This is a genomic window from uncultured Aquimarina sp., assembly GCF_947492115.1.
Lineage (GTDB): Bacteria > Bacteroidota > Bacteroidia > Flavobacteriales > Flavobacteriaceae > Aquimarina.
On the sequence record NZ_CANLMM010000007.1, the window covers coordinates 136,759 to 157,155 of the forward strand.

Annotated in this window: 17 protein-coding genes and 1 pseudogene; 3 read left to right on the forward strand and 15 right to left on the reverse strand. The window is 29.6% G+C overall.

Annotated features, from left to right (window positions below; all coding sequences use genetic code 11):
• Window positions 1–17 precede the first annotated feature (17 nt).
• The 10 genes and pseudogenes from purD to Q1A73_RS19585 form a co-directional block, all read right to left on the reverse strand.
• The gene (gene purD / locus Q1A73_RS19540; protein WP_299609032.1) at window positions 18–1,289 is read right to left on the reverse strand and encodes a phosphoribosylamine--glycine ligase; all 1,272 of its coding nucleotides are present in this window, start codon (window positions 1,287–1,289) and stop codon (window positions 18–20) included.
• A 95-nt stretch (window positions 1,290–1,384) separates the two neighbouring features.
• On the reverse strand, window positions 1,385–2,692 hold the full coding sequence (locus tag Q1A73_RS19545) for an O-antigen ligase family protein (protein WP_299609035.1): 1,308 nt from the start codon (window positions 2,690–2,692) through the stop codon (window positions 1,385–1,387).
• Window positions 2,693–2,736: 44 nt separating this feature from the next.
• Window positions 2,737–2,877 (reverse strand): annotated as a pseudogene (locus tag Q1A73_RS19550) (sugar transferase); the annotation flags it as partial.
• A 150-nt stretch (window positions 2,878–3,027) separates the two neighbouring features.
• On the reverse strand, window positions 3,028–4,008 hold the full coding sequence (locus Q1A73_RS19555) for a UDP-glucuronic acid decarboxylase family protein (RefSeq protein WP_299609038.1): 981 nt from the start codon (window positions 4,006–4,008) through the stop codon (window positions 3,028–3,030).
• Window positions 4,005–5,324, reverse strand: coding sequence for a UDP-glucose/GDP-mannose dehydrogenase family protein (locus Q1A73_RS19560; RefSeq protein WP_299609041.1), 1,320 nt, complete (start codon window positions 5,322–5,324; stop codon window positions 4,005–4,007). The genes Q1A73_RS19555 and Q1A73_RS19560 overlap by 4 nt, the downstream gene beginning before the upstream one ends.
• Window positions 5,325–5,403: 79 nt before the next feature.
• Complete coding sequence (locus Q1A73_RS19565) at window positions 5,404–6,744, reverse strand: undecaprenyl-phosphate glucose phosphotransferase (protein ID WP_299609044.1); 1,341 nt, start codon at window positions 6,742–6,744, stop codon at window positions 5,404–5,406.
• A 76-nt stretch (window positions 6,745–6,820) separates the two neighbouring features.
• Complete coding sequence (locus tag Q1A73_RS19570; RefSeq protein ID WP_299609047.1) at window positions 6,821–7,954, reverse strand: glycosyltransferase; 1,134 nt, start codon at window positions 7,952–7,954, stop codon at window positions 6,821–6,823.
• 10 nt (window positions 7,955–7,964) lie between these two features.
• Window positions 7,965–9,143, reverse strand: coding sequence for an O-antigen ligase family protein (locus Q1A73_RS19575; protein WP_299609049.1), 1,179 nt, complete (start codon window positions 9,141–9,143; stop codon window positions 7,965–7,967).
• Between the two features lie 11 nt (window positions 9,144–9,154).
• Complete coding sequence (locus Q1A73_RS19580; RefSeq protein ID WP_299609051.1) at window positions 9,155–9,955, reverse strand: glycosyltransferase; 801 nt, start codon at window positions 9,953–9,955, stop codon at window positions 9,155–9,157.
• Window positions 9,945–10,874, reverse strand: coding sequence for an O-antigen ligase family protein (locus Q1A73_RS19585; RefSeq protein ID WP_299609053.1), 930 nt, complete (start codon window positions 10,872–10,874; stop codon window positions 9,945–9,947). The genes Q1A73_RS19580 and Q1A73_RS19585 overlap by 11 nt, the downstream gene beginning before the upstream one ends.
• A 795-nt stretch (window positions 10,875–11,669) precedes the next feature.
• Here Q1A73_RS19585 and Q1A73_RS19590 point away from each other — a divergent pair.
• From Q1A73_RS19590 to Q1A73_RS19600, 3 genes are all read left to right on the forward strand, one after another.
• Window positions 11,670–13,004 carry a flippase gene (locus Q1A73_RS19590; protein ID WP_299609055.1) on the forward strand — a complete coding sequence of 445 codons (1,335 nt, stop codon included), beginning with the start codon at window positions 11,670–11,672 and terminating at the stop codon, window positions 13,002–13,004.
• Window positions 12,997–13,701 carry a hypothetical protein gene (locus Q1A73_RS19595; protein WP_299609057.1) on the forward strand — a complete coding sequence of 235 codons (705 nt, stop codon included), beginning with the start codon at window positions 12,997–12,999 and terminating at the stop codon, window positions 13,699–13,701. The genes Q1A73_RS19590 and Q1A73_RS19595 overlap by 8 nt, the downstream gene beginning before the upstream one ends.
• A 109-nt stretch (window positions 13,702–13,810) precedes the next feature.
• A complete protein-coding gene (locus tag Q1A73_RS19600; protein ID WP_299609059.1) occupies window positions 13,811–14,830 on the forward strand; it encodes a glycosyltransferase family 2 protein in 1,020 nt (339 codons plus the stop codon).
• A gap of 7 nt (window positions 14,831–14,837) precedes the next feature.
• Here Q1A73_RS19600 and Q1A73_RS19605 read toward each other — a convergent pair whose 3' ends face one another.
• The 5 genes from Q1A73_RS19605 to Q1A73_RS19625 all read right to left on the reverse strand — a co-directional run bounded on the left by Q1A73_RS19605 (window position 14,838) and on the right by Q1A73_RS19625 (window position 20,356).
• The gene (locus tag Q1A73_RS19605; protein ID WP_299609062.1) at window positions 14,838–16,184 is read right to left on the reverse strand and encodes an exopolysaccharide biosynthesis polyprenyl glycosylphosphotransferase; all 1,347 of its coding nucleotides are present in this window, start codon (window positions 16,182–16,184) and stop codon (window positions 14,838–14,840) included.
• 117 nt (window positions 16,185–16,301) lie between these two features.
• Entirely contained in the window at window positions 16,302–17,201 is a 900-nt protein-coding gene (locus tag Q1A73_RS19610) for an NAD-dependent epimerase/dehydratase family protein (RefSeq protein WP_299609064.1), read from the reverse strand.
• Window positions 17,185–18,219: a GDP-mannose 4,6-dehydratase gene (gene gmd / locus Q1A73_RS19615; protein ID WP_299609066.1), complete on the reverse strand. Its 1,035-nt coding sequence runs from the start codon at window positions 18,217–18,219 to the stop codon at window positions 17,185–17,187. The genes Q1A73_RS19610 and gmd overlap by 17 nt, the downstream gene beginning before the upstream one ends.
• On the reverse strand, window positions 18,216–19,358 hold the full coding sequence (locus tag Q1A73_RS19620) for a glycosyltransferase (RefSeq protein WP_299609069.1): 1,143 nt from the start codon (window positions 19,356–19,358) through the stop codon (window positions 18,216–18,218). The genes gmd and Q1A73_RS19620 overlap by 4 nt, the downstream gene beginning before the upstream one ends.
• Window positions 19,358–20,356, reverse strand: coding sequence for an NAD(P)-dependent oxidoreductase (locus tag Q1A73_RS19625; RefSeq protein ID WP_299609071.1), 999 nt, complete (start codon window positions 20,354–20,356; stop codon window positions 19,358–19,360). The genes Q1A73_RS19620 and Q1A73_RS19625 overlap by 1 nt, the downstream gene beginning before the upstream one ends.
• Between the last annotated feature and the right edge of the window lie 41 nt (window positions 20,357–20,397).

Genomic DNA, 20,397 nt, shown 5'->3' on the forward strand with positions numbered 1-20,397 from the left:
ATTTTCTTCTACTTGTTTTATAGATCGAATCCTAGATCTTTTCTATAGTACATTTTTTCGAAATTAAGTTTTTCAACACTTTGATATGATTTTTCCAAAGCTTTTCTAAAATCATCATCAAATGAAGTTATCGCTATTACTCGTCCTCCATTTGTTACTACTTTATCATCCGCTATGGTAGTACCGGCATGAAAAACAATAGAATCTTTTATTTGCTCAATACCTGTAATTTCTTTTCCTTTTTCATATGCTTCTGGATATCCTCCGGAAACTGTCATCACCGTAGTAGCGCTTCTTGGATCAATCTCAACATCTATTTTGTCTAATGTCTGGTTGGACACATGATTAAAAAGAGAAACTAAATCAGTTTTTACTCTTGGTAAAACCACTTCTGTCTCTGGATCTCCCATTCTTACATTGTACTCGATTACCTTTGGATCATCACCAACCTTTATCAATCCTATGAATATGAATCCCTTATAATCTATTTCTTCTTTAGCAAGACCATCTACAGTAGGTTTAACTATTTGTTCCTCTATTTTTTTCATAAAAGAACTATTTGCAAATGGAACTGGAGAAATAGCTCCCATACCTCCAGTATTTAATCCAGTATCTCCTTCTCCTATACGCTTATAATCCTTTGCAGTTGGTAGCGTGATATAGTTTTTACCATCCGTTAAGACAAAGACGCTTAACTCAATTCCATCAAGAAACTCTTCTATGACTACTTTTTCGCTTGCTGCTCCAAACTTCTTATTTGTAAGCATGTTTTCCAGCTCTGCTTTAGCTGTCTCGATATCCTGAAGAATAAGTACTCCTTTTCCAGCCGCAAGCCCATCAGCTTTTAAAACATAAGGAGGTTGTAGTGTTTCCAAGAATTGTTTTCCTTCGTTAACGGTATCCGCTGTAAAGCTTTGATATGCCGCAGTTGGAATATTATGTCTAAATAAAAATTCCTTGGCATATTCCTTACTTCCTTCTAATCTTGCTCCTTCTTTAGAAGGACCTATAAGAGCAATGTTTTTAAGATCATCTTCTTCCGCAAAAAAATCTGCTATCCCTTGTACTAATGGATCCTCTGGACCTACAACAACCATTTCTATGTTCTCTTTCAATACTAGGTCTTTAATTGCTTTAAAATCAGTTACAGCAATTGATACATTTGTTGCGATAACTGCAGTTCCTGCATTACCTGGTGCTACAAATAACTTCTTACATAAATTACTCTGAGCAATTTTATAAGCAAAAGTGTGTTCTCTACCTCCAGATCCTAATACTAAAATATTCATTGTTTATGGGTTATTGTTTTGGCTAATTTTTACAGGCCTCAAAAATAGTTTATTAACTACTGTCTTACTAATTATTTTAAAAGCTATTTTAATATTTATGACGCTACCAAATTATTACGGATGATCCTACTACTAAGAATACTTCTCTTCTTAAGTAATAATGGCATAACAATCGAAAAAAATACAACTCCATTAAACCGAACCAGCATAGATTCAAAAACTAATGAAATAAGAAGAATCAGAAAAACGGAAAACTCATTTCGACTTCTTCTCATTCGAATCGCAAGGACAGCAAAAATACCACAGAGTACCATGACTCCAATGATTCCAGTTTGTAAAAATGTTTGAAGAAATTGGTTGTGAGCATTGTACTTATTTTCTAAATTATAAGTATAATTCAGCTCATTATACTTTTTAATCAAAACATCATTAGCATCTCCTATACCATACCCCAATAAAGGTGCTTCTTTTATCAGTTTAAAACTCGCATCCCATGATAATAACCTTGCTTTCTCGGAAGTAGAATTAGAATGTACGATAGAATTACCAAAACTTTTAACCTTTGCATAAAAATCAAATACTCTAGGGTTATTAAGAAAAACCATTATTCCCAAAAAAAACATGATGATCATAGTATGTTTTCTACTTCTATCAGGAATATTAAAAATAAGTAGTAAACACATCATAAATAATATCAAATAAGCTGCTATGGAAGCTAGTAGAAAAAGATACAAAAATAATATTACTACGATCGTTGTTCTAAGTCTCGTTTCTAAACTCTTTTTTAAATAAAAACTCAATACCAGTAATATATATAGCGAGAGATAACTGGGGTTTATTAATTTAGAAAACTCGTTCTTTATCAAATAGTTCCATCCGTTCAATATTGCATCTAAAAACGACGTAAGATCCTTTATAGATACCTTAGCAATTAAGCCTTCTTTGATAATGGATGCGGAGTTGTTTAAAGCAATTGATAAATTGATAAAAAAAGAAATAATCAACCCTAAAAGTAAAAAATCAAATAATTTTCTGACTGAGGAAGCATCCTCTTTTACAAAAAGAAAAATCAAGGGAAATAAGAGTAATGAGACAGATCTTTGCAATACGTCTAATCCATATGAAAGATTATCTGTATAAATCAAACTTAGCACCATGACTATAAAGTACAATGGAAAAAGTAATACAATTTTATTATCTAAGTCAAACTTTCTTCTCGACCTAAATATATTTACAACACCAAGTATGATTGAAACTATAAAAAAAGGAGTTGGAAGGTTAATTCCTAAAGGTAGTAGCAAAAATGCTATATAAAGACTGTTCCAGAAAATTGTAAGTACAATATCATCATCATGCTTATAAAACATTTCTGAAAGCTCTATTATCTTTTTGCTAAACCTCATTGTTCCAATCTCATCAAATGATAACAACTATTTTTAATACTTATTTAATACGCCTTTTCCTGACCTTTAATTAGATTAGCGATCATGTCTAAAATTATTTTAGAATCCAGTAATAAGGACCAATTTTCTATATAAAATATGTCGTACTTAATACGATTCACAATATCTTCATCATTATCCACCTCATCTATTTAAAAGACAAAAACAGGTATAATAGTTATTCACAATATCATTTAGAAAGAAGAAGGAAAACGTTAATACGATGATTAGATCAATTACAAGAAGAATTGGCCTTATTAAATATTAGTATCCTCTTCTTTTGTGGTGCATGTATATTAGGAATAAGATGAAAAATCCTTATGCTCACTTCGATATAGCTCTTCTTCTGAAAGACTTTTAAAATATCCCAGTGTACGTTTCATTCCTTCTGATCTATCAATTTTAGGTTCCCAATCTAAAATCTCTTTTGCCCTTGAAATATCTGGTTGTCTTTGCAAAGGGTCATTAACTGGAAGCGGTTTATATATCACCTTTTGGTCCGTTCCCGTTAGTCTGATTATCTCTTCGGCAAAATCCTTTATGGTAATTTCATTAGGATTACCAATGTTGACAGGAAATACATAATCGCTAAATAATAATCTATAAATCCCTTCTATCAAATCATCTACATAGCAAAAAGAACGAGTTTGGGAGCCATCTCCGAAAACTGTTAAGTCTTCTCCGCGCAATGCTTGCCCAATAAAAGCCGGAACAACTCTTCCGTCATTCAATCTCATTCTAGGACCATACGTATTAAAAATCCGTACGATTCTTGTTTCTATTTTATGATAGGTATGATATGCCATTGTTATTGATTCCTGAAATCGTTTAGCCTCATCATACACTCCACGAGGTCCAATGGTATTTACATTACCATAATAATCTTCAGTTTGAGGGTGAACCAGTGGATCTCCATACACTTCGCTTGTAGAAGCAATCAATATTCTAGCATTTTTTTCTTTAGCTAATCCTAAAAGATTGTGTGTTCCTAATGAACCAACCTTTAGTGTTTGTATAGGGATTTTAAGATAATCTATGGGGCTTGCAGGAGATGCAAAATGCAAGATATAATCTAAATCACCAGGAACATGAACAAATTTTGAAACATCATGATTATAAAACTCGAAATTTTTAAGTTTGAATAAATGCTCGATGTTTTTTAGATCTCCAGTTATTAGGTTATCCATAGCAATCACATGATAACCTTCTTTTATAAATCGATCACAAAGGTGCGATCCTAAAAAACCCGCTGCTCCTGTTATTAAAATTTTTTTCATGATATAACTTTTACATCCCTTCTTCCAATCGAGAAGTATGTGATTTCTTCTTTTTCCATATCCATAAGATCATATAGATTTCTTCCATCAAAAATAACAGGATATTGTAAGCTCTTCTTTATCCTATCAAAATCCGGAGTTCTAAATATACTCCACTCTGTACATATCACTAAAACATCCGCTCCTTCCAATGCATCATACATAGATCTCGAAAAAGTAATCTTATCTCCATATTTACGAGCGACATTATCCATAGCTTCTGGATCAAAGGCTCTTACATTTGCACCACTATCCAATAAACTTGATATAATATCTAATGAAGGGGCTTCTCGAATATCGTCCGTTTCTGGCTTAAAAGCAAGACCCCAAATAGCAAAGGTCTTCCCTTTTAAATCACCATCAAAATAGGATTCAATCTTTGGAAGTAACGACAACTTCTGCTTTTGATTAACATCAATAACAGACTCCAAAATCTTAAAATCATATCCATCCTCTTTCCCCGATTTATGCAAGGCCTTTACATCTTTTGGAAAACAAGAACCTCCATAACCAATACCAGGAAATAAAAATCGCTTTCCGATCCTAGAATCAGTACCCATACCTATACGAACTTTATCTACATCTGCACCTACCTTTTCGCAATAATTAGCTATCTCGTTCATGAAGGTAATCTTAGTTGCCAAAAATGAATTCGCAGCATACTTTGTAAGCTCTGCAGACTTCTCATCCATAACTATGATCGGATTCCCCGATCGTACATATGGTTTATATAATTTCTTCATAAGATCCGTAGCTCTCTCCGAAGAGGATCCTACTACTATCCGTTCTGGCTTTAGAAAATCATCAACTGCAAATCCCTCTCTTAAAAACTCCGGATTGGATACTACATCAAAATCACACTTGGAATTTTCTAATATCGCTGCTCTAACTTTCTCCGCTGTACCTACTGGAACCGTACTCTTATCCACTATGACCTTATACTCTGAAATGAGCTTACCTATCTCATTAGATACTCCAAGTACATAAGATAAATCTGCAGAACCATCTTCATCCTCTGGTGTAGGTAACGCTAAAAAGATGATATCTCCATGATCAATACCTTCTTTAAGTGAGATGCTAAACTGCAATCTATTTGCCTTTATATTTCGCTCGAAAAGTACATCTAGGTGAGGTTCATAAATTGGAACCTCGCCATTACGCATCCTTTCTACTTTGTTTTCGTCTATGTCTACACAAACTACCTCATTACCCGTCTCTGCTAAACACGTACCCGTTACTAAACCAACATAACCTGTACCTATTACTGATATTTTCATGTATGAATAAAATTAGGATCAAAAATCGTGTTTTCCAATGATTTTTCAAGCCTTTTAAATAAAATATTATTTAATAATTCTAATATGCTTTTTCCTCTCCTCGAAAAATATTGATAATTGTTTGTACGATTATATAAATATCTAGTAGTATGGACCAGTTTTCTATATAAAATATATCATATTTCGTTCTGTTAACAATATCTTCTTTAGTTTCTATACCTCCTCTATAACCTTTCACTTGAGCTAATCCAGTTATCCCTGGTTTTACTAAATGTCTAACCATATATTTCGAAATTGTTGTACCATACAATTCATTTTGCTTCCATAAATGTGGTCTAGGACCAACAACAGACATATCTCCGAACAATACATTAATAAACTGAGGTAATTCATCTATACTGGTTCTTCTAATAAATTTTCCAACTCTAGTAGTGCGAGGATCATTTCTGGTAGCAGAATCTTCAGAAATTGAATTTAAATGCATTGATCTAAACTTATAACAAAAAAAACCCTTTTCTTTTATTCCAGGCCTATTTTGTTTAAAAAATACTGGACCTTTACTTTCTAGTTTAATAATGATTGCTAAAACTGGAATCAACCAAGAAAGAACACCAATCATTACTAATAAAGCTAGAACAAAGTCAAAAAGTCTTTTTACCCAACTTTTTACTGGATCATCAAGTGGAATTTCTCTTAATGAAATTATTGGAACTAAATCATAGTAATTGAGATGTAAATTTTTTGAAAATATCTCTTTAGTATCTGGAATAAACTTCAAGTTTTTCATTTGAACATCACAAAAGTCAATGTACCTTTTTACCATCTCATCATTTAACTCATCTAATGAACAATAGATTTCATCAATCTCCCTGTTAATTATATAATCAAAACTTTGTTCAATAGTACCTATTTTATTTTTTATCTCTTGGTTTGTGAAAAAACCTTTGTATCGATAACCATATCCTGGCATCGTATTAAAAAAATTAGTTAGTTTTTTTGTAGATTCATTTGCTCCTATTACGACGACGTTTCTGTAATTACTTCCTGTAATTATTCTATACTTTTTAAAAATTTCATAAAGAAAAATTCGCCAAACATTTAATGTAACAAAAAGCCAAATAAAAAAGCTTAAAATACTAATCCAAGGGATATCAGATTTAGAAAGGTATAAATAACTTGTTATTAACAAAACTAAAATTACTGTTTGCTTAAATAACAGAGCTATAATATCAATAATTTTGGTAAAACGATACACCTTATAAAACGAAAGGAAAAATGACAGCAATATCCAAAATAAGATAAAAAAAACCAGATCTCTAATACTCTTAGTTAAAAGGAAAAATGACAATAAATATATAATCAATAAATCAACACAGTATAGTATAGGGCGGATGTATTTAGAATATCGATTTTTATTCATGGAATAATATATATAGCTATTAACGTGCTATTAATTCTTCAAACGAATAAAAGTAAATAGAATTATCTAATTACGATTAAATACGTGCATATTTTTGGTATATCTCTTCGATTAAGCCAATATTCTCTTGTAAATTATATCCTTTTTGAAACAATTCTTTAGAGCTCTGTTCCATTTCACTTCTCAAATTTTCATTTGTATACAAAAGGTGAATCTTTTTTGACATTTCAACAATATCATTATTTTTAATTATATATCCATTATACCCATCTATTACTAAGTCTCTGTTTCCATCACAATCAGTAACAACACATGCCTTTGATAACGCTAAACTCTCTATAATTGAATATGGCAAACCTTCATATCTAGCTGTAGAAATATACAATTTAGATTTAGAAATTATTTTAAAAATCTCTTGCCTCTCTATCCATTTTACAAGAGTAATATTATTCTCTAGGTTATATTCTTTGATCAATCTTTCTACTTTATCCAAATTAGGATAATACTCTCCAACTCCCATCAAAACCAGGTGGATAGAAGGCATATCATTTCTTAATTCTTTGATAACCTCAATCATCATTTCTATATTCTTTTGATATGATGGACGACCAACAGTACATATATAATCATCTGGCCAACTTACTGAATACTTAACATCGTTTTCTAGATTTCTAATAGGGTGTATAGAATTGCTAAACAATTCTGTCTTATTTTTTTTATAACCTACTTCTTGTAGACCTCTTTCCAATTCGGAATTGGAAGATGCCACTAAAACCGAGTTTATGTTTTTTAAAAATTTTTCGATTGATAAAATCATCCATCGCTTAAAACTATTACTTGTGCTTAGATAAGAATATGCCTGCGGAGTGTGTAAGATAGTTACTTTATAAAATATAGATGCAATTCTTGCGATTAGTCCTCCTTTTGCACTATGAGCATGAACTATATCAGGCTTTTCAAGTTTAAAAATTTTTACCGTGTAAACAATAGATCTAATATCATTAATGATACTGATATCTCTTAAAATAGGAATCTTGTAATCCTTTACCTTTTTTTTATCACCATCTAAGTATATTTTAGAAGTATCTTTATAACCGTGAATAACAAAGTTGTCATAAGTTTTAACATTCAAGTTTTCAAGAATTAGTCGCAAGGACACATCTACTCCTCCAATAGAATTTAACACATGACCAACTTTTATTTTATTCATAATCTTTAATTTAAATAATTTTCTTCTGCTTTTTCAAAAGCAAAATCAGAAAAATGCCAAAACAATATACTCCTACTTGCCGATGTAAATAATTTTCCACTAACCCTAGAAAAACAAACGCAATTACTAACGAAATTGAAAAAAAATCACGTTTGTTTTTCCACAAAGTGATTCCAAAAACTAAAACAAAAAATATTAAGCCTAAAACTCCTGAGACTAACAAAAAATCTAGAAATTGATTATGTGTATTGTATTTTATAAACAAAAACCACTTTCTCTTTTCTTCATGGTTTATACTTCTTTCATAGCACTGTAATAATTGCTTCTCTTGTGAGTCAAACGATGCCAATCCACTGATGTAATTGTAGCTGTCTTTCTTAGTTATATTATAAACACAAGGCCAAATAACCATTCTAGGCTCCCAAATTGCCAAACTTTCTATAAACGAATTGTTATGGTTTTTATAAAAAAAACGATTCTGTAAATTCTTATTTACCATAAAGAAACCAGCAATCAACAATACTCCTAAACTTAATATCACTAGAATTCTTCTTCTATCCAATGTTTTAACTATATACAGAAAAGCAACTAAAACGATAGTGATTAAAGCAATTCTTGCGGCGATCATAAATACAAATACCAATAAAACTGAAATATTAATCAATATTAGTTTCTTATAAGATTGTAGAAGGTCTAGAGAAAGTATAAAACTTAAAACACAGAAAAAAGCAATATATACTCTTTCAAGAATTAAAACTTCATTAATTTCTTTTCCTGAACTAAAATTAAAATTTCCTGAATTATGGATAAATATAAAAATAGACCCTAACGAAATAATGACAGCCAAAAAGACACCTAGTATCAAAGCAATTTTTAGTTCTTTTGAGTATTTCTTTAATGGTACAGACAAAATAAAGAGGGCAATTGGAAGGAAAAATTTTCCATGTTGGGATATTTCTGATTTAATATTGCCGAACACCAAAAAATTAAAAGTAAGATACAGCGTTAATATTAAATACGTATAAACAGTTTGGTTTTTGAAATCTTCTATTTTACTTGCATTAAAGCAGAATGGAAATAAAATAGATAATGCAACTAAAATTATATTCGGCAACGATGTTGCTACATCGCTAAAAGGAAGCGAAAACAAAAGAACACAGAATAGCCCTAAATATACTTTAATAACCAACGACGACTGTCTCACTTTCTTATAATTGATTTTATCCTATTACTAACTGTTCTGGATACTAGCAGTAATAAAATGTTTCTAAATAACCCATAATTAGAGTACCAACCAATATAGTAATTACTCAAAATAACTTTTATCCTACTTTTTACTTGTTTTTTCCTTTTTAGGGATGAAATTGAGTTTGGATCTACTATATAATCCATCAAAACCTCAGGATAATTCTCTGCTTTATATTTTTTTACAATACTCATAAAAAAAGCATAATCCTCTGCTGCTGGATAAGTTAAGGGGTAAAACCCTATTTCATGTAAAATAGAAGTTCTGAAAATTACAGAAGGATGAATAAATGTAGTATTTAAATACATCTTTTTCTTTATCTCCTCATGAGTAACAGGATGTCTTTCTATATATATAAAATTTTCTTGATCATCTATTATATTTGACCATGTACCCAGCAATTTAACTTCGTTATTAACTTCTAAATATGTTATTTGTTTTCTGAGTTTGTCTTTATGAAATCTATCACCACAATCTAATCTCCCTATGTATTTATAATCTAGCTCGATAATTTTTTCTAATCCTGTGTTTAAAGCGATCTCTATACCACCATTTTCTGGAAGTATATCATACATAATTTTACCACGATCTCCATATGTTTTTTGGACTTCATCAATCGGCAATACTTCTCTTGCACTTCCGTCATCAACAATCATAAGATCTACAGGAAATGATTCTTGTATAGAATTAATTGCGCTAATTAACCCTAACCGATTTTCGAAATATGGAATCAAAACAACTATTTCAGAAGGCATTTATCTTATGTTTTTCATTTAACTTATAAAAAAAGCAAAGTAACGCTAAGCATAACCAAAAACCATACATTCTAAATGAATCGATTTGTAACCAATTTAAAACATATCCCCCTAAAGAAACTGTTATAATCGTACTAATTACTTTATTTTTAGGATCTTTTCTAAGTCCCCTAGCCTCATAAAAAAAAGAATATACAAAACCTAAAAATAGTAATAACCCAATTGTTCCCGTTTCTGCCATTATCCTTGTATACAAATTATATCCAGGAGGAAAAGATTTCACTCTTTCATTAAGGTATTTTTGATCAAACTCCCAATTGTCTTTTACTGCCCAATACGGATATTTATATTTTGCATGATACGCCTGTTGTCCATAACCTATGCCAAAAACAGGGTTTTCTTTATAAATTAACAAAGATGTATACTGTATCCCTAAACGTGATTGATTAGAATAATTATATTTAACATTCGTAAAATCTAAAGAAGTTGCTTTTTGAGACACAAATTTTTCTAAAGTCTTATAATTTACTACCGACAAAATCAATACCGAAGCTATAGTTATTTTTACACCATTCATAATGAGATTATGATACTTCTTTAAGTGAAATATTTGAACTAAAAAAAGTACTAGTTGAAATAAAATTACCACTAAAGATGTCCTAGATCCAGATGCAATCGCTAAAAAAAGAACTAAAAAGGAAGGTATAAATCGTTTAAATCCTTTTTGCGTTATAACATAGGAAAACATCCAGCCTGCAACCGTAATTAAGTACATTGCCAAAGCAGGTGGTTCATAAGTAATAGAGCTTAAACGATGATTGTTATAATCTAAACGAGGATTAACGAAGGGAATATAGTCGAATAAAGCTATAACAGAAATTAGTTGAGTAAATCCAGCTCTAAGAATTAGAATTTCCAAGAAACTATATGTGGACACTAAAATTAAAGAAACAAAAAAAGTATCCCTAATTAAAGTGATTATTTTATGCTTACCTACGAAATGAATTACATTATAAAAAAATGTAAAAAACAATACGCTAGTGATTATTAACGAAATAAATTGTCTAAAAAATCTAGTAACCCCAGGAGTTTGTTTAAAAAAGTTATCGCTAATTGCAGGGAAATTTATAACCAATCCCACACATAAATATCCTATAAAAATCAAAAAAAATTGATACGTTAAATTCGTCTGCGGAAATTTAAATGAACTTTTTAACGCATATATCCCTAAAAAAAATACACCAAACAATAAAAAAACAGAATTAGAATCATTTCTGTATTCTCCCAAAACATTTAATCGAAAACCAGAACTAAAAGGAATAAGAAAAAGGCCAGCAACAAATAAATATATTAGTATTTTCTGAAGATTAGGAATCATTTATTTGTTACCCATTAAATTTTAATTAAAAAAGATGATTATCTACCTAATCTAGTGTTAAATTTTACTTGATAAGCTAATTTAATTTCAATTTTACTTAATCTAATCATTTATTATAGATCAATAATAAGAATAATTTCATTTATTAAGTATCATTTGATTTAAAAATAACTACATTTTCATTACGTTATTTTAATTAGAAAGAAAATATTTCACTAAATAAATTTCATAATAAGTACAGGTGATTTCTATATGAATATATTTGTTACTTTATTAGGCAAAATCTATTTTAAAATATTTCAAACATATCATTTACTTTTGGAAAGTAATTAAGCAATGATTAAAGCTATTTTTAATAAAGCAAATACTTTTTTTAAAAACAAATTTACTAATAGTGCTATATATTTATTAGTAGAGAAAGTAATTCGATTAATAGGTAATTTTATTATTTTCTCGGAAATAGCTAAATACTTAGGACCTTCTAATTTTGGTATTTATAACTATTCTCTAGCGGTTTTTGTTATTTTACTTACTATAGCTAATTATGGTATACATAGTCTTTTAGTAAAATACCTCTGTCAAAAAGAGGAACAAAAATACGACCTTTATCTAGGATCAGCCTTTGCTATAAAATTCTCAATCGGATTATTCTGTTTAATTTTCATATGGTGTTCGTACCCTTTATTTTTCGAAGATGATATAAAGGGTCAGCTAATTTTTATAGTTTGTTTAGGACTAGTCTTTCAATCATTTTCAGTAATTGAATGTTGGTTCGAAGCTAAAGTTGAAAATAAAGTAGTCTCAATCATAAAAATAATTTTCTTTCTTATTTATGCATTCATTATTATTTTATCAATTAAACTTGGTATTTCATTAGTTACGTTATGTTATCTATATGTATTAGAAATCGTATTGCGATCTATAGCTCTAGTTATTTCTTATCAAAAATCTGGCAGAAATATTTTTAATTTTAAAATAGATCGAACAATAACAAAGGATTTGCTAAAAAATGGTTTACCGCTGTTATTATCCAGTATTGCGGGAATAATATATTTAAAAATTGATCAAATAATGATTGGTGAAATTTTAAACGACAATGAGCTTGGTTATTATTCTGGTGCAGTTAGGTTTGCCGAGGCAATTTATTTCGTTCCCTGGATCATAGCGAATGCTATATTTCCAAAAATTATTGAAAATAAAAATAAAAATATCAAACAACATTATATAGAGTTTCAGAAATTTGCTAGTTATTTTATCTATTCTTCTTTTTTCATTGCTTTATTTTTATACAGCATATCTTATTATTTAATTCTATTTGTATTGGGTGACGATTATACAGCTTCTTTACCGATATTAAAAATTCATGCTTGGTCTATTATATTTATTTCATTAAGATGTTTGGTTAATAAGTGGTTCGTATTAGAAGGAATGTACAACAAATTATTCTTACTAGAAATATTCGGAGGACTTACCAATGTAGCACTAAATATTGTTTTAATCCCGTATATAGGCATCTCAGGTGCCGCGTTCACCTCTTTATTCTCCTATGCATTAATTTCATATTTTGGCCTACTATTTTTTAAAAAATCAAGAAAGGTTTTTTATATTTTTACAAATTCAATTTTCAACCCTTATTATTTCATAATTAGCAAACTTCAAAATCGTGATTAAATACTTAGCCAGCAAATTCCTGGATCAATCAAAAAAAGCAGATGAAATAATCTGGGCGCATGTGTACCATGATAGTATTAGAGGAAGAACATATCTAGAAAACCTAAACCTAAATATTGGAAGATGGGCCGGTAATTATGCCTTTTTTTATATTCTAAATCGAATTCTACATGATTTTAAGCCTAAAAGTATTTTGGAATTAGGTCTGGGGGAATCTTCAAAATTCATAATGACTTGTTTAACTAACTTTCTAAATGATACCAAACATACAGTTATAGAACATGATCCTAACTGGATTGCCTTGTTTAAAGAAAATAATAATATTCCTATCAATACTTCATTCATGCAATTAGATTTAGTTGAAAAAAAGTTTAATGGACATACTACAAATGTTTATCAAAATTTTTTAGAAGAAACTAGAGAACAAAGTTTTGACTTAATAATTATTGATGGACCCTTTGGTTCTAAAAGATATTCCCGAAATAATATTTTGTCATTAGTACACAATTTAAATGATAAAAAAGAATTCATTATTATTTTTGATGACACTAATAGATTAGGGGAAAAAGAAACTTTTACATTACTAATTTCTAAACTAAAAGAAAAAGGCATTTCTCTATATACTCAGGAATATAAAGGATCTAAATCGGTATCCATTATAGCGACAAAATTTTACAAATACGCAACTTCCTTGTAAAAACACCCATTATTTTATACAAACAAATCATATTTATTGAAAACCTCATTTTCAAAATATTGAAAATCATATAGTAATCTATAGTATATTTGAACAAGTATAAAATTATATGAACTCTTATAGTAAAATTTCTGATAAAGAGGCTAAGGTGTCCATAATAGTTCCTTCGTATAATTCCAAAAATTTAATCCTTAGAACCCTTAATTCTGTAAAAAACCAAACATATACTAATTTGGAATGTATCATCGTCGATGATCATTCTAGCGATCAAACTATTTCTGTTGTTAAAGAGTTTATTAAAAATGACACTAGGTTTTCAGTTTTTCTGCGTAAAAGTTCAAAAAAAGGAGCTAACTCTTGTAGAAATGAGGGATTAAATTATTCTACAGGAAAATTTGTGATTTTTCTTGATGCCGATGATACTTTATCTGCTAATTGTATAAGGGAAAGATCTAAAAAAATGCTCCGAAACACCAAACTTGATATGGGTATCTTCAATACAGTAATTGTAAGGAAAAGACACATGTTGTTTACCCGATATAGTTTCAACCCCTTAAAAGGTTTTTTAAGCGGAAGTTATCCTTGGCAAACTATGAGCCCTATATGGCGTAGAGACTTTCTGGTTTCTATAAAAGGATTCGACGAAAATTTTCCTAGACTTCAAGATGTAGAACTACACGCCAGGGCTTTGTTAAATAAAGACTTTAAATATAGGTATTTTCCATTTACAAAAGTAGATTCCTTTTATATAATAGAAAACAACAATGAGAGTGTTTCTCAAAACAAAAAAGAAAGACAAATTTCAGGTTTTATTCTATACCTAGAAAAAATGCTAGTACTTATTAAAACCAAAAAACATAAACAGTTTCTAAAAAAAATGTTTTATCTACTCTTATTAGAAATTAGTGATGTTACTATCCAAACTAATATTCAAAATAAAGTTAATGAAATTGAAAGAAATCTATGTTTTAATTTTTTTGAAAAAAAAAGAATAGAACTTTTTAAACATATTAGTAAAAGAAATGTTTTCAGACAAAAACACTTATTTGAGATTCTTTTTATAAATACCTCCAGAATTAAGGATTATCTTAATAGGTTGTTATTTACACTAATTCACAGATTTATATAAATTTTTATTAATATGCTTTTTCTTCACCTTTAACAGCATTAAACACAGTGAGAAAAATAATCTTTATATCCAATAATAAAGACCAATTTTCAATATAAAAAATATCATATTTAACTCGATTTACGATATCTTTATCTGTTTCTATTTCTCCTCTAAAACCGCTTACCTGAGCTAAACCAGAAATTCCAGGTTTTACAAAATGACGCACCATAAATTTATCCACTTTCCTGGAAAAGTCCTCATTATGTTTTACCATATGTGGTCTTGGACCAACTACTGACATATCACCTTTTAGGACGTTGATAAACTGTGGTAATTCATCTATACTAGTCTTTCTTATAAACTTTCCTATTCTTGTTACTCTAGCATCTCCTTTTGTTGTCTGCTTTCCACTTGTACTTGGTTTCATGGATCTATACTTATAGCAATAAAATTCTCGATAATCCAATCCATTTCTTTTTTGCATAAAAAAGACTGGTCCTTTAGACTCCAATTGAATTAATAAAAATATCAATGGTGTCAACCATGATAGAATAAAGATTAAGACTGCTAATGACAAAAGAATATCAAAACCTCTTTTTGCAAATTTATTGATTGGATCATCCAAAGGTATCTCACGAAAGGAAAGCACGGGAACATATCCATAATAATCAAAACTCAATTTCTTAGTAAATATATCCTTGTTATCTGGAATAAATTTTAATACTTTTAAATTATTATCAGTAAAACCAACTATTTGCCTTAATTGTTTGTTAGTAAGTTCTGCAACAGAACAATATATTTCATCTATTTGATTATCTAAAATGTAATTAAAACAATCATCGAGTTTAAAACCTTTATCCCTAACACAAAATTTCTTTTGAAACTTATAGCCAAAATCACTTCTTTGTTCAAAAGTCTCTATTAGTTGATGGGTTTTTTTATTATTTCCTATAACAACAACGTTTCTAAAATTACCTCCTAAAACTTTCCTATACTTATTTAACAAGAACAACAAAAGGTATTTGACAAAAGCGATTGTAATAAAGGATATTAGAAAGTACTTTCCTAAATCCAATCTACTTATTCCAGGCTGTTTAAAAAAACCTATAAAAGCATAAAGTACCAAAGTAAAAATTAAGAATTGTCTTATTAATGAAGCGAATGTATGAATTACCTTAGAAAATCGTTTTGTTTCATAAAAACCGGTTGCAAAGGATAAAATAACCCAACAGACTAAAACATATACATGGAAGAAAAATAGTGGTTTAGAATTAATTCCAATTAACAGAATCAATAAGTTAAGAATAAATATGTCAACTAATAAAAATAATGGTTTTATAAAAACAGAAAAGCCCTTTTTTGACGATTTCATTAAATATAGATCTTAATAATTGATAAGGTAATTAGATTATTTTATTAACTAATATAATATTATTTGATTCGATTTTTGAGATATACAATTCCTATTAAGAATTACATATCAAAATAATTATGATAAATACATCTTTTTTAAGGTTTCTTTCAAACTGTAATCACTGGAAGTGTTGTTAACAATGAAATCATTAAGCATTTTCGTAGAACCTCTTAAACTTTCTATTTCATTTTTACGAATATATTTTTCGTTTATTTTTACCTCGATTTTGTGATTCGTAATTTCCTCTAAACAGTTAATTATTTCTTGTATGGTATATGTTTTGGAGGAGCAAACATTTATAATAATTGATGATTCTTTTGACAATAACAATTGATGATAACATTTTATCAAGTAATTTACGTCATTAAACTCTCTATATACATTAATATTCCCTAACTCAATAATCTTGGCCTTATTTTTAAAATGCCTAATAATCTTTGGGATCAAAAAATTTTCCGCCTGACCCACGCCGGTATAATTAAAAGGTCTTGTAATAATTATGTTAAGACTATGAAAATAATTCTGTACCATATTTTCCATAGCTAATTTGCTATTTCCATAATGATTTACTGGTTTAGGACAGAGATCTTCTGAAAGAATAGGAGCTATACTTCCATAAACAGCTGCACTACTTGCTATAATTATTTTTTTAGGAAAAATTTTAGCTTCTAGTACTGACTCTAGAAGATTTAGAGTTCCAAAAACGTTTACTTTATACATTTCATTCTGATTCTCACCAGCGACAAAAGATATAGCTGCTGTGTGAATAATATAATCAGGTCTTACATCTGTAATTACAGCGTTTATTTCTTCTTTCTTTGTTATATCACAAAAAAAATGATTTGAATCATTACTTTTGGAAAAAGTAGTACCATATACATCATAGCCATTTTTTTTATAAAACTCTTCTAAATGTTTACCAGTAAAACCTGTTATTCCAGTAATTAAAATTCTGTTATTAGAAAGACCCTCCATCTTTATTTCTTTTGATATCACTTTCAACCATCATTTTCGCAAGTTCTTCGAGTGTAGTTTTAGGTTTCCATCCTAAATTTTTCTCAGCTTTAGAAGCATCTCCAATTAACAAATCTACTTCTGCCGGTCTGTAAAACTGTGGGTTTACTCTTATTAAGGTTTTTCCAGTTTTTATATCAATCCCTTTTTCATTTTCTTCTTTACCAGTCCACTCAATATCTATATCCACTGTATTAAAAGCTAAAGTTACAAAGTCTCTAACAGTTTGGGTTTGATTAGTCGCTAATACATAAGTGTCTGCTTCTGGTGCCTGCAACATTCTATACATTCCATCTACATATTCTTTAGCATATCCCCAATCTCTTTTTGCATTAAGATTTCCAAGTTCCAGTACATCCTGCATATTCAAATGTATTTTGGCTACAGAATCTGTTATTTTTCTTGTTACAAATTCTTTTCCTCTTAATGGAGACTCGTGGTTGAACAATATTCCGCTAGTAGCAAATAAATTATAAGATTCTTTATAATTTAAAGTAGCCCAATGAGCAAAAACTTTTGCTACTCCATATGGACTCCTTGGGTGAAAAGGTGTTTCTTCGTTTTGTGGAATAGCATGTACTTTACCAAACATTTCGGAAGTTGAAGCCTGATAAAACTTGATCTTTGGATTAATTGTTCTTATAGCTTCCAGTAAATTCATTGCTCCGATGCCAGTTATGTTAGCAGTAGCAATTGGCTGCGTAAACGAAACTCCCACAAAACTCTGAGCAGCAAGGTTATAAATTTCATCTGGTTCTACATCTGCTATAATTCTATAGGCACTTGATAAATCTATCAAATCATACTCGATTAAATGAAGATTTGGATGATTATCTATTCCCAATTCTTCAATTCTCCAAAAATTGGTAGAACTAGTCCTTCTATATGTTCCATATACTACATAATCTTTATTTAATAAAAGCTCTGCTAAATACGCCGCATCTTGTCCAGTTATTCCTGTAATTAATGCTTTTTTCATTCCCTTCTTTCTTTAATGATTTGATTAAATGTTTCTTCAATATTTTTTCTAAACAATGTTTTATCAAATTTAAGGGCAAAATCCCTTATATTTATAGGGTCAAAAACATCATAATTTTCTTCTAAAAAATTCAAAGCATCTACTACAGAGTCTACAGTTTGACTTTTGAAATAGACTCCGGTATCTTCACTTGTTAACTCTTGATCTATAAACTTTCCCTTTATTGTTTCTAATGAGCCTCCTTTACCAAAAGCTAATACTGGTGTACCACAGGCTTGAGCCTCTACTGGTATAATCCCAAAATCTTCTTCAGCCGCAAAAATAAATGCTTTGGCTCTTTGCATATGATCTTTTAGAACTTCAAACTCTTGATAACCAAGTATTGAAACATTATCCCCTGCTTTCTCTTTTACTTTTTTAAATTCTGGTCCATCCCCTATTACAACCAACTTTTTCTCGGGAATCTTGGCAAACGCTTCAACAATAAGATCTATTTTTTTATAAGGAACAATTCTAGACGCTGTAAGATAGAAGTCTTCCTTTTCTTTTTTTAGCTTAAACTCATCTACATTTACAGGTGGATATATAACCTTATAAGATTGTCTACGATAAGTTCTCCATACTCTTTTTTCAATATATTTTGAAATTGGGATAAAGGCATCTACTCTATTAGCTGTTCCTAAATCCCATCTTCTAATATAGTGTAAAACTGATTTAGCAAAAAACGCTTTGATTCCTTTGGTAAGATTTGCTTCTTTAAGATATTGATGATACAGGTCCCAAGCATACCTTATAGGAGAATATATATAACAAATATGCGTTTGGTTTGCATTGGTTATAACTCCTTTAGCAACTGCGTGTGAAGAAGAGATAATTAAATCATACTCTGATAAATCAAATTGTTCTACTGCATATGGAAATAACGGAAGATAATTCTTCCATTTAGTTTTGGCTTTTGGTAATTTTTGAATAAACGAATTAGTTACTCTATCAGGATTTATCCCTAATTTTTTAACGCTGTTTTCATCAGAAACCAAGACAAAAATATCCGCATCTGGATAAATCTCTGTAAATACTTTAAAACAACTTTCGGATCCTGCAATAACAGTTATCCATTCATGTACTATTGCTACTTTCATTATTTAAAATCTTCAGGTGACATGGATTTCCAATGCTTTATGGCATTTTTAAAATCATACTTAAATTTAAAACCATTATCAATTAAATATTGTGGTTTAATGTTTGTTGGAAATCCTGCTTTTCTAACTCTAACAGGATGAATATCCGATTTTTTCCCTATTAACTTAAATAATATTTGCACAAAAAAAGCAATTATAGTCAAAATACCAACTGATAATTTAATTGTTGGTTTTTTGATCTTTAGTTCTTCTTTTGCAATAGTAACCATTTCATTTAATGGTACCACAGGGTTTTCTGCGTAATTATAAACAATGAATTTTTCATTTTTTTGAATGGTAAATATCATACTTTCTATCAATCCATATACATAACCATATGCCTTAATCACCTTTCCTCCATTTGGTAATACAAAAGTTCCTTTTTTAAGTGCTTTTATCATTCTAAACACGTTGCCTGGATCTTTTGGGCCAAAGATAACACTAGGTCTAACAATGATCAATCTTCGTGAATCATCTTCTGCTAGCCATTCTTTATGTATTTTCTCTGCAAATCCTTTTGAAATTCCGTAAGCTGTTTCAGGATATAATGGAGATGATTCTATTCTTTGATCTAAGGATTTACCATAAGGGGCTATACTACTGGTAAAGAAAATGTTTTTTATACCTGTTTCTCGCGCAAATCTATTTATATTTTCCGCACCTGGGATATTCGTGTCGAAATATTCTTGAAATTCGTGCCCAGGTTCTCTATGCACAGCTGCGAAATTGAAGATCCAACTTTGATCTTTATTTATCCCTAAAAACTCAACATCTACATTATCCCTCACATCAATATGACGAAATTCTACAAGTTTCGCATCTATTTCTTTATCAAAGCCTTTTAACTTCTTAATATCCGCAACAATATATCTGCCAAATTTGTTTTGTTTTATTAATTCGCGAAGCAAATGAGTTCCTATGTAACCAGAACCTCCAAAGATAATTGCAACTGCACTCATGAAAAACTTTTATATGCAAATATATTTTAATTGAACATTCT

Bases quoted from the DNA above. Each gene is read 5' to 3' on its own strand.
- Q1A73_RS19605 (WP_299609062.1), bottom strand. From the start codon at position 16,184: ATGAAATCGTCAAAAAAGGGCTTTTCTGTTTTTATAAAACCATTATTT.
- Q1A73_RS19625 (WP_299609071.1), bottom strand. From the start codon at position 20,356: ATGAGTGCAGTTGCAATTATCTTTGGAGGTTCTGGTTACATAGGAACT.
- gmd (WP_299609066.1), bottom strand. From the start codon at position 18,219: ATGAAAAAAGCATTAATTACAGGAATAACTGGACAAGATGCGGCGTAT.
- Q1A73_RS19570 (WP_299609047.1), bottom strand. From the start codon at position 7,954: ATGAATAAAATAAAAGTTGGTCATGTGTTAAATTCTATTGGAGGAGTA.
- Q1A73_RS19560 (WP_299609041.1), bottom strand. From the start codon at position 5,324: ATGAAAATATCAGTAATAGGTACAGGTTATGTTGGTTTAGTAACGGGT.
- Q1A73_RS19545 (WP_299609035.1), bottom strand. From the start codon at position 2,692: ATGAGGTTTAGCAAAAAGATAATAGAGCTTTCAGAAATGTTTTATAAG.
- Q1A73_RS19555 (WP_299609038.1), bottom strand. From the start codon at position 4,008: ATGAAAAAAATTTTAATAACAGGAGCAGCGGGTTTTTTAGGATCGCAC.
- Q1A73_RS19620 (WP_299609069.1), bottom strand. From the start codon at position 19,358: ATGAAAGTAGCAATAGTACATGAATGGATAACTGTTATTGCAGGATCC.
- Q1A73_RS19565 (WP_299609044.1), bottom strand. From the start codon at position 6,744: ATGAATAAAAATCGATATTCTAAATACATCCGCCCTATACTATACTGT.
- Q1A73_RS19600 (WP_299609059.1), top strand. From the start codon at position 13,811: ATGAACTCTTATAGTAAAATTTCTGATAAAGAGGCTAAGGTGTCCATA.
- purD (WP_299609032.1), bottom strand. From the start codon at position 1,289: ATGAATATTTTAGTATTAGGATCTGGAGGTAGAGAACACACTTTTGCT.
- Q1A73_RS19610 (WP_299609064.1), bottom strand. From the start codon at position 17,201: ATGGAGGGTCTTTCTAATAACAGAATTTTAATTACTGGAATAACAGGT.
- Q1A73_RS19580 (WP_299609051.1), bottom strand. From the start codon at position 9,955: ATGCCTTCTGAAATAGTTGTTTTGATTCCATATTTCGAAAATCGGTTA.
- Q1A73_RS19590 (WP_299609055.1), top strand. From the start codon at position 11,670: ATGATTAAAGCTATTTTTAATAAAGCAAATACTTTTTTTAAAAACAAA.